We start from the raw sequence: 13,770 nt of genomic DNA, 5'->3' as shown, positions 1-13,770 counted from the left end.
CGAGGAGCGCCGCCGCCATTGGCACCTACGCTCGATCGGGTCCACGTCCCATGGCGAGAATGAGCTTCGCCAGCTCGAGATCCGGCGGCTCCCCGGGCGTCAGCCGCCAGGCTCCGATCCCAAACCGCTCGCGGAACTCGCCCGCGAACCAAGGCTGACATTCCGGCTCGACCGCCGGAACGAGGAGCAGCCCGCCGCGGCACGGGCCGCCGAACGCCTCCCACCGCAGCGCGTCACGGTAGATGTGGAGCGAGGTGAAGGAATCCGCGAGCGCTTCCCGCCCTACCCGGTACTTGGCATCCAGACAGATCCACGAACGCTGCCCGTCGGGTGACTCGAACGAGATCACGATGTCGGGTCGGCGCTCACGGGAGATGCTGTATCGGTCCGAGGTCCCCCGGGCGAGGTATCCGGGGAACGTCATGTTGTACCGGAGTTCGAGCCGCGCCCCGTCCGTCGGACGCCTCGCGGTGAACGCCGCCCCCGCCCCGAAGCCGGCGAGCAGTTCGTTCCCCGGCCCCTGCTGCCAGGTCCACGTCCACCCATCGAGGACTCCGGCGAGCGCCCGCTGCACGGCGAGCAGCGTCCACAGCTCGTAAAGCTCGAAGCTCGGGCGCACCGGGGCTTCACCGCCGTCCAGCGACTCGCGCAGGCGGAATCGCGGCGACAGGAAGGGTCGAGCCAGCGCGTGAGCGCGGGCGTAGACGGGATCGTCCTGCACCGCGAGGAGCGCGGCCTCGGTGGCAGGCGTGGGCGTCAGCGACCCGAGAAACGTCCGGCGCAGCGTGATTGACAGCTCGTCCGCCGCGCCTGCGGCCACGCGAGCTCGCGCACGGCACCATTGCGCGGTGTCGGGCTGCAGGCGTCGTTTCACGGCGGCGTCTCCAAGCACGCTGCTCAGCTCACGGAGCACGCGAGCGACCCGCCCGACGAGCCAGGCGAGGTAGCGGTTCACCGGGTGATCGACGGTCTCGTGCGTCGTGTCCTGCGGCACGTACGGGTCCTGCTGGCCGTGGCGAGCGGCCAACCAGGGATCCACCGCGCGTGCGGCCGCCGGGTGCCTCGCAAGCCAGTGGAGCGTCTCCCGATCCGCGCGACGCACGCCTCGCAACGGGACGTCCTCGCGCCTGGACGTCGCGAGCTCCCGCGGCGCGGCGGCGATGGCGTGAACGGCGCGGACGAGCGCCGGCACCAGGGGCAGCAGCGCTGTGGCCAGCACCGTCGCCGTGGTGCCCTCCGACTGGACGGCGCCGACGCCGCCGCCCTCGAGGCCGATGGACAGGCCCGGCGACCACGCCTCCAGGTCCGCGAGGAGCGCGAGCCATGCCCCGTCGGAGAGCTTCTCGTTGCGCGGGCCCACCTGGACGGCGACCACCGTCTCCTGGGCGCCGTGCGCCACCCTCAGCTCCGCGGAGCCGACCCAGTGGCCCACCTCGAGCGTGAACGACCCGCGCTCCTGGCTCCAGGGCAACTCCAGCGGCCCGAGCCACGCCCGCGGCGCGCCGGCACCAGGAGGCGCATCGACGTGGTAGGTCCTTGCCTCTTCGAGGTGCAGGACGCTGTCGACGATGTATTGGTCGAGGCCGGCCGCGTCGCGAACTTGAAGGCTCATGCCCAGAACCGGGTCACGCCCGTGCGCTTGAGCAGCTCCATCATGCTCCCGAGCTTGGCCTCGCACATGGTGAGGCCGCGGCCCTTGCAAATCTTCAGAAGCGTCTCCATCGCGCCCTTGAACGCCGGCGTGTCCTCGCCGCGCAGGCGCGGCAGCACCTTCGAGAACACGGCCTGGTCGAGGAACGTCGTCTGGGTCGCGCCGCCCAGCTCCGCGACGGCGTGCATGAACGCGAGCACCTCGCCGGCCGTGCGGTAGCCGAAGTGACGACGTACCGCGCGCATGGCGTCGTGCAGCTCGAGCAGCGTCGCCTCCACGTCCGGGAGCCGCTCGCCCGGGCTCCTGGCCGCGGCGCGCTCGAAGAAGCGCTTGAGATCCACGTCCCAGAACTCGAGCGTGAAGGCCCGGTCCAGCACCTTGTCGCTGAACGGATGGGTCGTCTCGTCCATGTTGACGGTGCCCGCGATGTGGAGGTTCGCCGGCCAGGGAACGCGCGGGGGAACGTCATTGACCTCGGCACCGTTGGCGTGAAGCACGAGATCCTTGCCCGTCTCCATGGCCGAGAGGAACGGCGCGAAATAGCGCTCCACACGGGCGAGGTTCATCTCGTCGAGGATGAGGAAATAGGGGCGCCCCGGGTCGGCGGCGGCGCGCAGGACGAGGCGGAGCGCAGGCTCGGCCTGAAACGTGGGGTCGGCGTGCAGGGCGTTGAAGTACCCGAGCAGCCCCGAGGGATCCCGCCAGTCGGGCGAGACGGGCACGACCTCCCGGTGCTCGGACTCAGAGAGCCCCATCAGCTCGCAGACCGCGCGCGAGTAGCAGAGCGTGACAGCCGTCTTGCCGGTGCCCGAGAGCCCGGAGAGGAGCACGAAGCGCTTGCGTGGATTGCTGCGCCAGGCGGCGTGGAGGGTGGCGAGCTGGCGGTCGTCGAAGACGAAGTCGGCGATCGCCGGATCGGCCTTGAAGCGCGTGAGGATGGCATCGAAAGCGGGGTATGGGGTCGCCGGCCGCGCGAGGGCGGCCGTGGTCGCGGTGGGGCCCGTATCGATGCGCTCCTCGGGCGGAGGCTTCGGGAGCTCCTTCGGGAGCCGGGCAACCCAGGCGGCGCCATACTCCGTCAGGTGGAGGCCGCCGCGCTCGTCGCGCTTGAGCAAGCCGAAGTAGAGGCTCCAGTTCCGGAGATCGCTGGGAACACCCGCGGTGGTCCAGTTGGGATAGATCTTCTGGAGAGCGTCGACCACGGCATCGTCGGTCGCCCCGCGATGCTCGTCGACGAACCGGAGGAGCTGGGCGAAGCCGAAGACGCGCTGGAGGAGGCGCTCGATGAAGAGGTCCGGCTGTCCGCTGCCCAGCAGCTCGTCGCCCTCCTTCGAGGGGTAGAGCAGACCGTCGCGCTGCTCGATGAACCCGAGCCCCTTGGCGCGGATGATGAGCTGGCGCAGCGTCGTCGTCGGGACATTGTCGAAGCTCCCGCTCGCCTGAAGCACGCCTACCAGGTCGTCTTGCGAGAGCCCCGGGAGCGCCGCTTGCACCACGGCGCGGTACGCGCCCGCGAAGTTGCGCACCGCGAGATAGCCCACGTACTGCTTGGCGAAAGGCCAGACCACGAGCAGAGGCAGCTTGTCGTCGGGCGGGGGCATCGCTGTGCCGTCGGCGGGCACGTCGCCTCTCCAGGGCGGCATCTGCCCAGCCGAAAGGCGTTCGTAGTTCTCGTGGAGCCACCAGCAGAAGGTCGAGCGCTGCACGTGCTCGGCCAGGGTTGTCTCCTCCCCGAGCACGGCCCGGAGCCGCGCGCGCATCTTCACCTGGGCCACGAGCGGGGGATCGCTCGCGTCCCCCAGAAGGAGCTTTGCGATATTCCGGACGGCATCGTAGCTGAGCACGCAGCTCAGCTCGGCTGGCATGAGCGCGCCGACCAGCCGCTGGAGCTTGGCGAGCGGCCGGGGCTTGACCTCGCGCGCCACGGCGATGCCGAGGATGCGCTCGTACTCGCCCTGGATTTCAGCGGCTCGGAGGGCGACATCGGACGAAAAAGCGCGCCCGCGGAGGCCGACGATGGCGTCCACGCACTCGCGGTCGGCCAGGAGCGCGTCGACGTTGATGGCGTCCCCGGGGCCGGCGGGGGTGATCGCGCGGGCGTTCCAGAGCTTCTTCTGCGCAGCTTCGGTCCGCAGCTCAGACTCGTGGGCGTTGCGCACCCAGGAGAGGAAGTCGAGGTAGTCTTTCTGCCACCTCGCCCACCACGCAGGTGGGGTGAAGCCCTTCCAGACGGTGGTGAGCTGTTCGTCGGTCAGCATGACGATGCGCTGCGACGGTAGCGGACCGTGGAGAGGTCACGCAAGATCCCGGACCTTTCCGGAGCGCTGGGCGCTTGCCGTCGCGCATCCTCGCACATGGGCTCCGTGGGAGGCGCTGACTGCAGCCGTCACGGCAGGTCGGAGGACCCACGACGCTGCGGAGCGGCGATCGAGACGCCTCGACGGACCTCTTCGCCCTCGACACGCCACGGCCTGGTCCCGCTATGCTGTGCCGGTGAAATCCGGTTCTCATAACGTGGCGGCTCCGGTGACCGCCGCCGACCCAGAGCTCGCGTTCATCCAGGGGAAGATCAATCGGCTCTTGCAGGCGCTCGATCGAAGCTTCGTCGAGCGTGCGACCCACGTCCGCGTGGCATTGCTCGCGATCCTGTCGGGGCACCACTTGTTGCTGCTCGGGCCGCCGGGGACGGCGAAGAGCCTGCTGGCCAGGGCGCTCTGCGCGAGCCTGCACGATGCGACACTCTTCGAGTACCTCCTCTCGAAATTCACCCACCCCGACGAGCTCTTCGGGCCGGTCAGCATCCCCGGGCTCAAAGAAGAAGATTACCGCCGACTCACCGAGGGGTACCTGCCGCGCGCGCACATTGCCTTCCTCGACGAGGTCTTCAAGGCAAACAGCGCGATCCTGAACAGCCTGCTCACCCTCATCAACGAGCGGGTGTTTCATCACGGCAAGCACCGCGACGAGGCGCCGCTGATCAGCATCATCGGCGCCAGCAACGAGCCCCCGGACCCGGAAGGAGGGCTTGGAGCTCTCTATGACCGGTTCCTCGTCCGCATGAGCGTCCCCCCCATCGCCGATTCGCAGAAGTTCCTTCAGGTCTGCCTCGGCGAGGTGCCGGCATATCAGCCAGTCGCCACCGACAAGCTCACACGCGAAGAGATCGAGTGGCTGCGAGAGCGGACAAAGAGGATCGGCGCCGATGACAGCGCGCGCAAGGCGCTGCTCCGGGTGCGCGAGAGGTTCTCCGAGGAGGACGTCGATGCGAGCGACCGCCGCTGGCGCTGGTCGCTGGAGCTGCTCAAGATGTCCGCCCTCACCTCCGGGCGAGCCAGGATCTCGCCGCTCGACGTGGTGCTCCTCGAGCATTGCTTCGGAAATCCAGGAGCCGACCAGGCCGGCGTCCGCATGTGCGTGCGCGAGTCGCTCGTGGTTCTGGACGAGCATGACGAGTACCTGACGCCCCTGCGGCAGCTGTGGGCCGAGATCGAGGCGGACGCAGCTTCCCCGGAACTGTCGACATGGCGCCTCGGTGCCGTCCGCCGGCTGGACCGGTTCGACGACGCATGCCGCAGGGCCCGGGAGCTGCTCGATCAGCACCTCGAGCACCTGCAGCAGGAGCTCGCACGCACGCCCTGGTGCACGGAGCTGCCTCCCGAGCTCGTCGCAGGGCTCGTGGCCGTTCGCACCAGGCTCCAGGTTTTCGAGCGCACGAGCGCTCAACATCGCGCCGCGGTCGCCGCCTATGGTCCCGCGAGCCTCTTGATATCGCGCATGCGCCAGGCGTCGCAGGAACGCGGATATTACGGCAGCGACGTGAGGCTGTGGGTATGCGCTCCCACCGACTCCGAGGACGATGCGATCGGCTTGGGTACGGATGGGGAGCCGACCCGGCGCAGCTCGTACCACCAGGAGCGGGCTGCACCGGTCGTGGTCGACGACACGAATGCGCACCGCCTCCTTGTCGGGAAAGACACGGGCGCCGTGCTCGCGTCGTTGGTTGCTCAGATGGTTGGTCAGGCGCGCGTCCGAACGAGCTCGCGGGGTAGCGGCCCAGCCGAGCGAAACGAGACCTCGCAGGCGCACCTGAAGCAGGTGTTCGAGGGCTGGACCACCTGGATCCAGAAGAACGTCTCGCGACACCTTCCCAAGGCCCCTTCCCTCCCCGCCTCCGGATCGCCGACGGCCAATGCGTGAGGCTCGAACGAGCTCGCCTGTGGAAAGTGATCCGCTGGCGCCGCTCGCGGACGCGACGCCGGAGCTCCGCACGCTGGCTGCGTCCGTCGGCCTGGAACCGTGGATCGGCGCGGCGACGCTCGCTGTCGCCAGGCGACTCTGCGGCGCGCCCGTGGGCGATCCGGGCCCGCTGGGCGCGCTGTGGTTCGCCGTGGCCGACGGCGAGCTGCGCCTGCTGGAGATGGCGTGCCAGGGAGAGCCGTTGCGAGCGGCGGCCTGCGCGGTCGCGTGGAGTGCGCACGTCCTCCGCCTCCACGGCTCGCGCGCCCCGAAGGCGACCGGCGCCCACCAAGACGCCACTATGAAGGAGGGTAACGCCGGAGATGAAGAAAGCGAGCTACGGGCGCTGCGCAAGCAGCTCGCGGTGCTCATGGGGCGGCGCCTGCCCGATGGCTTCCCGCTGCCGGTCTCAGGCCCGCTTCCCCGCGAACGAAGCGCCTTGGGCCTGGGCGCTCGGGTCCGGGACCAGCTCGGCGCCGATGACGCGACTGCGGCAGCCGCGGCCGCCGCGCGCGCGTGCGACGAAGCGGTCCTCGCCCTCGGCGCGCTCGTCCCCGGGATCGGCTGGGATTTCTCGACGGGCCAGCTCCACCGGACGTTGCTGGCGCGCATCGAGCGCCTGTCGGCGCTGCTGGGCCGGCTGCCGGTGCTTCGCCGGGTCGTCGAGGAGCTCGGGCGCCTCGAGGCCCTGCAACGTCAGGCGCGCCGGGCAGAGCGCGGTGGGCGCGAGGCGGTCGCGGGCGTGCGCGTCGGCGGCGAGCTCTCGGACGCGCTCGGCTGCGAGCTCGCCCTGCTCGCGTCTCCCGAGACCGAGGATCTCTTCTTCCAGCGCTTCGTCGAGCATCGGCTCGTCTGCCTGGAGCTGCTGGGGACCACGACGCAGACCACGCCCATGGACGAGCGGCGTGGTCCTGCCATCGCGTGCGTGGACACGAGCGGCTCCATGCAAGGTGCGCCCGAGGCAGTCGCGAAGGCGCTGGTCCTGGCCGTGGTGCGGCAGCTCGTTCCCAAAGGCCGTGCAGTCCAGCTCCTCCTGTTCGGCGGGCCCGGGGAGGCGGAGCCGCTGGAGATCCGGCGTGGTCGGCAGGGCCTCGCGCACCTGCTCGACTTCCTGAGCATGGGCTTTCATGCCGGCACCGATTACGACACCCCCCTGCTCCGCGCTCTCGAGCTTCTGAGAACGGACGCATACGCCAGGGCGGATGTCCTGGTGGTGACCGACGGCCTGTGCCGCGCCAGCGCACGCGTCGCACAGCAAGTGGCTCGGGCGAAGCAAGACGCCGGGGCCCGCGTCCTCTCCGTCGTGGTGGGCGGCGACCCTGCCGGCGTTGAATGCTTCAGCGATCAGGTGTGGCTCGTGGACCCGAGCGCACCAATCGCGGGAGGCCTCGATGTACGGGAGTGGTGTGGCCCTTGATGTCACGAAGGCCGAGTCCCCTCCCGGTCGCGCCGCGATGCAGCCAGGGGGTTTCGATATGGGGCTATTGGACCGCGGCGCCGGCAGGCTCCGCGGGAGCCAGCGCCGCCAGCCACCGCACCGTCCCCGCCACGTCGAGCAGGAAGTTCTCGATGACCTCCAGCGCGAACCTCTCGGGGAGGCAGTCCTGGAACTTCGATAGCCGGTAGCCCGGCAACCTCGCGAGCACGGCCTGGCGCAACTCGGGTGCTTCCCAGAAGGCCGACGACGACATCCTGGCGATCGTCCCCCGAACGCTTTCGTTGCCGATGCCGTCCCCCTCGATGCGAAGCTGGAAGTTGTCCGCGACGACCTTCCAGCCTTCCGCGACCTCGAACCCGTACTTGAGCGAGTGGTTCACTCGCCCGCCCGCGAAGGTCCACCAGCGGGCGACGCTGCCGTCGACCTGCACGGCATGGCCGGACCGCTGAAGTAGATCGCCCAGATCCTCTCGCTTCTCCTCGATGTGCCGCATCCCCCGCGCGTCGACGTACGGGTAGCGAACGGACTCCGTGAGCACCCGCTTCATCCTCTGGCAGAGCTCGAACCCGAGGAGCTGCGGGATGAACCCGCCCCAGCTCGGCTTCACGCCGGCCGGAGCTTCGCGAACAATGACAATACGATCGCCATGGTTCACGCGCTCGGCGGTCCAAGCACGACCGCCAAGGAGGAACGAGCTCATCTGCTCCACGAGCCGGTCCACGAAATCCTGTTCGAGCGATCCGAGGTCGCGCCCCGTACGCGTCACGACGCGGTAAAGCACCGGGGACGAGAACACAGCGTACAGCTCCATGAAGTTCTTCTTGCCGTACGCCCGCTCGGCCTTCTGCCCCATGGACAGCACCACCGGGAGACGGGTGCCACCCATCTCCCGCGTGGACGCGCCACCTCGCCCGGATAGGTTCACGGCATCCCGCCCGCGTCAGCCAGGGGCGCCTGGACGGCTTCGGGCTTCTTCGCAGGGGCTTTCCGGCGGGATTTCCCGCAGTCGTCGACCATCTCGATGTAAGGCGCCAGCAGGAATGCGGCCAGCGCCTCGCTCCCCGCGATCTCCGGGCCGGGCTGCGTGGAACCGAAGCGCCCCCCTCACGCCACCGCCGCCGCAAACGACGCGAACAGGTCCCCCGGCAGCGCGTGGTGCAGCCGCCACGTGATCGCCATCGGCAGCTCGCCTTCGTGCCGCACATAGCTCGCCGGCCCCAGGAACCAGAACGCCCGCTCATCGCTGCGCAGCCGCGCGAAAAGCATCACCGCCGTACCGAGCGCCTCGTGCCGTTGATAGCGCCGCCCGGTCTCGCTCTCGGCGCGGGTGCTCGACTGGCTCTCCCAGTGGATCAGCTGCCGGCTGATGGCGTGGTCGCGGTAGCGCGTGGTCGGCGAGAACTGCCCGCTCGTCTTGTCGAGCGTGAACGCGAGCAGGTCGGCCCTGGCGTCCTTCGCCCAGTACACGCCAGTCTGCCAGGGCGCCACCTTCGCGCCGCCTCCTCCCCCGCCCCCGCCGCTGCCGACCCCGACCCCGAACGCCGCCAGGATCTCGATCCGCGAGTACCGCGCGTGCACCTCGAGCGGCACGTCCGGATGGGTCGCCAGCGCTCGGTGAACATGGTCGACGCGGGCGGCGAGCAGGTCCAGCACCTCGACGAGCTCCGCGCGCACCTGTGGGTGCGCCCAGACGAGCGCACACGCCTCCGCAAGCGTGTTCGCCTTCTCGATGGCGCGATCGGCCACGGTGGCCACGAGCATGCGCAAGAGCCGTCGCTCTCGCTCGCTCATCGCCCCCGGATCCGGACACGCCCTCGACGCGAGCAGCCGGCGATACCCCTCGATCCGCACGAAGTCGTCCACGTGCAGCAGCCGCCCGCACGCGCGCCGCAGCGCTTTCTCGTGCGGTCCCGCGCCGAGCAACGGAAGCCCGGCGTCCTCCCGGAGCTCTGACCACGATCGCTGGCCGAAATAAACGTCCTCTATCTCCAGCCCGGTCTCCTCGAGGAACCGCGCGAGGCTCACGTCGCCGCCGCGGGCCATCCGCCGCAGCTCCTCGACCTTCGCCGTCCACCCCGACGGCACGGCCTGCCGGATGTTCTCGAGCACGAGCTCCGAGGCCTTCGGATCGAGCTCCATGTGGCAACCCGCCGGCAGAAACGGGAACCCGTCCTCGATCTGCTGAGCGATCTCCATCCGGCTCCCGCCAAGCAGGGCTCCAAAGCGGCGGTCGAAGCGGAATTCGCGGCGATGGTGCCCGACGAAGTCGAGCACCGTGCAGGCGGTCTTGCCGGCGCTGCGCCGCAAACCGCGCCCTAGTTGCTGCAAAAAGAGCGTGGCGCTATCGGTCGGGCGCAGCAGGATCAGCGTGTCGACCGCGGGGACGTCAATTCCCTCGTTGAACAGATCCACCGAGAAAACCACGTTGATCTCCCGCGCCCCGAGCCCCACCAGTGCCGCGCGCCGCTCGCCATCGGGGCTGTCCCCCCACACGGCGCTCGCCGCGATGCCCGCCTCGCGGAAGACGCGCGCCATGAACCGCGCGTGCTCGATGCTGGCGCAGAACCCGAGCGCCCGCATCCTTCGCACGTCGTCGACGTGCGCGGCGACCTCCGCCACCACCTGCCGGGCCCAGATGTCGTTGGCCGTGAGCAGCTTCGACAGGCCGTCGATGTCGTAGCCGCGCCCGCGGCGCCAGGGCACGTCGCGCAGGTCGAGCCCATCGTGGATGCCGTAGTAGACGAACGGCACGAGCCGGTGCTGATCGATCGCGTCCCAGAGCCGCAGCTCTGCGGCGATCCGGTCGTCGAACCAGCCGAGCAGCGGGAGTCCATCGCTCCTCTCGGGCGTGGCCGTGAGGCCGAGGAGCTCGACGGGCTGCACGTGCTCCAGCAAGGCGCAGTACGACGGCGCGGCGGCGTGGTGGAACTCGTCGATGATCACCACGTCGAAGTGACGTGCATCCAGATGATCGAGCCCTGCCGCAGCGAGGCTCTGGATCGACGCAAACACATGCTCGAAGCGCCGCGGACGACGGCCGCCGACCCACAGCTCGCCGAAGGCGTGATCCCGCAGGCCCTGACGGAAGGTCGCGAGGCTCTGCTCCAGGATCTCCTCGCGGTGGGCCACGAAGAGCAGGCGCGCGCGGGGCAGCGCCTCTCGCAACCGCGCGTAGTCGATGGCCGCCATCACGGTCTTGCCGGTGCCGGTCGCCGACACGAGCAAGTTGCGGTGGTGCCCGCGCTCGCGGGAGAGCGCGATCTGCTCGAGCAAGCGCTCCTGGAACGGTTCGGGCCGTAGCTCGATCGGGCTGATCATCACCGCTGTCGCCCCGCTCGCCGCCTGCTCGCCGCGCTCAAGGAACTCCTCGCGGTCGTACGGCACGAAGTCGCCGCTGTTCCAGTAGCCCTCGAAGACCGCGGCGACCTTCTCGACGACATCCGGGTTGCGGGCGCCCGACACGCGCACGTTCCACTCGAGCCCGCTCGTCTGCGCTGTGTGCGTCAGGTTCGAGGAGCCGATATAGGCCGTCGAGAAGCCCGACGCGCGATGAAAGAGCCAGGCCTTCGCGTGCAGCCGCGTCGTCCCCGTGTCGTACGAGACGCGCACGCTGGCGCCCATCTTCCGGAGCGCATCGAGCGCCGTCGCTTCGGTCGAGCCCGTGTACGTGGTCGTCAGCACGCGCAGCTCACGGCCCGCCTCGCAGTGCGCGCGGAGCGCCTCGCGCAGCGGGGCGATGCCGCTCCGGCGGACGAACGCCATGACCACATCGATGCGGTCCGCCGAACGGACCTCGGTCAGGAGCTGGTGGCCCACCCTGGGCTCGCCAGGGGCGTTGGTGAGCAGCGTCGTATCGAGCAACGGGATGAGCGGCTCGGGGATCGTCTCCGGCCTGCCGTCCGGCTGGCGCCCGGCGATGGCCCGGAGCACCGTCGCCGGCTCGACGGGCGCATCCGGCCGGACCTCTGCGCCGACGATCACCTCCTCGATCTGCTCGACGATCCTCCGCGCCAGACCCACGCCCACGCGCACCCGCTCTGCGTCGGGCACACCGGCGATGGCGCGCTGCACGATGCGACTCAGATGCAGCGCAACGCGATCGGCGGCCTCAGCGGGGCGGAGCGCTCCGGTGCTGGCCTCTACGCTGGCGTCCAGGTCGCGCAGGCCCGACGCCACCGCCTCCGTAACCAGGATCTCGTAAAGACCGCGCCGGCTCGCCGCCATCGCGCGCGAGTCTACGCCAGACGAGCGCACCTCCGAGAGATCTCACTCATCTCCACAATCACCTCACATCTCAACACAGGCACTCTGCTCGCCACGTCACCAATCCCCCTCCGAGCCCCCTTGCCTCGCCTGTACCATCGCCCTTCCCCTCCCCGACCGTGCCCGCCGCGCACCATCGAGCGCACGCATTCAGGCATCACGCTCGCGTCGGTCGGCGAGCGCTCCCGCCTGTTCTGGCTGGTCGAGCGCCGACGCGACGCCCAAGCAGGCGCGGCTCTACGACGCGCGCTTCGGCCACGCGCGTGACCCGATCACCCTCTCCCTCTCGGAGCTCATCCGCGGCGCTGCCGCCGGCGGCGTGGACGCCCCGCAGGCCGTCCCCCGAGGCCGTCCTCGACACCGCGCTGGCCGGCTGCTGGGGCGCGCTCGCCGAGCCCCTGCGCGACCACCTAGTCGTCGCCACGGCGTTCGGGCGCTCCTACCGTGGGGTTGCTTACACCAGAGCGCCGCCGAGACGGGCTGGCCAGGGGATCGCGAGGCCGGACGGTGGCCTCTCCACCGCGGAGATGGGTGCCACCCGTCTTTTCTTGGAGCCACGTCCACCGGGAGACGGGTGCCACCCATCTTTTCTTGGAGCCACGTCCACCGCGGAGATGGGTGCCACCCATCTTTTCTTGGAGCCACGTCCACCGGGAGACGGGTGCCACCCATCTCCCGCGTGGACGAGCCACCTCACCCGGATGGGTTCACGGCATCCCGCCCGCGTCCGGCAGGGGCACCGAGACGCCTTCGGGCTTCTTCGCGGGCGCCTTCCGGCGGGCTCTCCCGAGGTCGTCGACCATCTCGACGTAGGGCGCCAGCAGGAACGCCGCCAGCGCCTCGCTCCCCGGGATGTCCGGGTCGGCGTGGCTCTCGATCTTCTGGATCAGGCTCCGCAGCGCATCCCGGGCGGCGCTCCACTGCGGCCGGCCGTCGGTCGGCGCGCCCTCCTTGGCGAGGACCACGTTCGTGAAGCCGTAGGCCTCGCCGAAGCGCGCGTGGGCGGCGACGAGTTGCTGGTAGTGTCGGGTCCCGCCGAACCCCTCGATCACCGCCTGCGCGCGCTCCTCCTCCAGCGTCTTCATCCGCTGCACCATCGCGGCCCACTGGATCCGGGGCCGGCGCGTGATGAACCGAAGCCCCTCGGGCGCCGGGAACAGCTGCGCATACAGCCAGCGCGCCTCGGCCGGCGACGGCGTCTCCCCATCGTCCGAGAGCCCGGCGGCCCCCGCGTTCCACTGCTCGAACGCGCGCCATCGGTCGTCGCTGTCGGTGTTCGCCGCGCTCCGCTCGCCCTCGCTCGGCGCCGCATGGCGCTGGTCGGCCTGCGCGCTCGCCCGCAGGCCGCGGAACCCCTGAAGCTCCGTCGCGGCCGCGTCGAAGCGCTTCCACGGCCTGTCGATGTGCGGCGGCAGCGCCGCGACCGGATCGACCCCCTTGGGCAGCGGCGCGTCGCCCTCTTTGCGCTTGCCGCCCTTGGGCCGGAGCACCGCCGCGATCCGCGCGCTCATCTGATCTCGGAGACCGATCACGTCGTCCGCGACGAGATCCGGGGGGAGGACGATGGTCGAAAACATCGGTGATTCACTCACGGGGTAAACCTCCTGTGCTGTCTGATGGGATCCGGCCTGCCGCCGCCGGCGACACGCCGTGGTTTCGTTGCGGCGTGGCGGCACGGCAACCGACGTGCCGGCGCGAGACACGTCCCTATCTCCGCGCAACGTCTGAAGACGACACCCAGGGGCTAAGCGCAACGCCCTGTCATGATCCGCAACGGATTGCGCTGTTGCGCAACGCTCCCGCCGGCGCCTCACGATCGTTCGTTCTTTCCAGCTGCGCATGGGGCCGCGACGGCGCCTTGGGGCGCCATGAACCTGCCGCCTCGAACCTGGCGCACCCCCTCCAAGGGTGCGCGTCCGACGGACGTTTCCAACTCGCCGACGGCTGACCAGACCCGGTCGATGGCTCCGCCGAAGCGTGCGGGCGAAGGCGTAGAATTCGTGCTGCCGAGCGGGTCAACAGCGCGATTTTCATGATGCGCTCGTGCAAACGTACCGTTCTTGATTGCCAATACGTCCCTGGATTGCTCCTATCGCCGCCGCGGAGGGATGCAATGGCATCCGGGTTGATGAAATGGATGTGGCGGTGGTGCGCGAGCTGCGCTGTCTTGCTCGTCATGGCG

7 protein-coding genes are annotated in these 13,770 nt (G+C 70.0%); 2 read left to right on the top strand and 5 right to left on the bottom strand.

Annotated features, from left to right (window positions below; translation table 11 throughout):
- Window positions 1–25: 25 nt before the first annotated feature.
- Together WME89_RS19690 and WME89_RS19685 are read right to left on the bottom strand one after the other, a co-directional pair.
- A complete protein-coding gene (locus WME89_RS19690) occupies window positions 26–1,612 on the bottom strand; it encodes a DUF2357 domain-containing protein (protein ID WP_438010658.1) in 1,587 nt (528 codons plus the stop codon).
- The gene (locus WME89_RS19685) at window positions 1,609–3,909 is read right to left on the bottom strand and encodes an McrB family protein (protein WP_438010657.1); all 2,301 of its coding nucleotides are present in this window, start codon (window positions 3,907–3,909) and stop codon (window positions 1,609–1,611) included. Before WME89_RS19685 ends, WME89_RS19690 begins: the two co-directional genes overlap by 4 nt.
- 235 nt (window positions 3,910–4,144) lie before the next feature.
- Between WME89_RS19685 and WME89_RS19680 the strand changes: the two genes are divergently transcribed.
- Complete coding sequence (locus WME89_RS19680) at window positions 4,145–5,848, top strand: AAA family ATPase (RefSeq protein ID WP_438010656.1); 1,704 nt, start codon at window positions 4,145–4,147, stop codon at window positions 5,846–5,848.
- Window positions 5,849–5,867: 19 nt separating this feature from the next.
- Window positions 5,868–7,304 carry a VWA domain-containing protein gene (locus WME89_RS19675; RefSeq protein WP_438010655.1) on the top strand — a complete coding sequence of 479 codons (1,437 nt, stop codon included), beginning with the start codon at window positions 5,868–5,870 and terminating at the stop codon, window positions 7,302–7,304.
- 64 nt (window positions 7,305–7,368) lie between these two features.
- Here the strand turns inward: WME89_RS19675 and WME89_RS19670 are convergent, their stop codons facing one another.
- From WME89_RS19670 to WME89_RS19660, 3 genes are all read right to left on the bottom strand, one after another.
- Complete coding sequence (locus tag WME89_RS19670) at window positions 7,369–8,211, bottom strand: hypothetical protein (protein ID WP_438010654.1); 843 nt, start codon at window positions 8,209–8,211, stop codon at window positions 7,369–7,371.
- 218 nt (window positions 8,212–8,429) lie between these two features.
- Window positions 8,430–11,549, bottom strand: coding sequence for a DUF3427 domain-containing protein (locus tag WME89_RS19665; RefSeq protein ID WP_438010653.1), 3,120 nt, complete (start codon window positions 11,547–11,549; stop codon window positions 8,430–8,432).
- Between the two features lie 746 nt (window positions 11,550–12,295).
- Window positions 12,296–13,165, bottom strand: a complete 870-nt coding sequence (locus WME89_RS19660; RefSeq protein WP_438010652.1) for a hypothetical protein — start codon at window positions 13,163–13,165, stop codon at window positions 12,296–12,298.
- Between the last annotated feature and the right edge of the window lie 605 nt (window positions 13,166–13,770).

The sequence above is a fragment of the Sorangium sp. So ce321 genome, from assembly GCF_051530195.1.
GTDB lineage: Bacteria > Myxococcota_A > Polyangia > Polyangiales > Polyangiaceae > Sorangium.
Note: the sequence above shows the minus strand (reverse complement) of the source record. Positions and strands in the feature narration are given on the sequence as shown.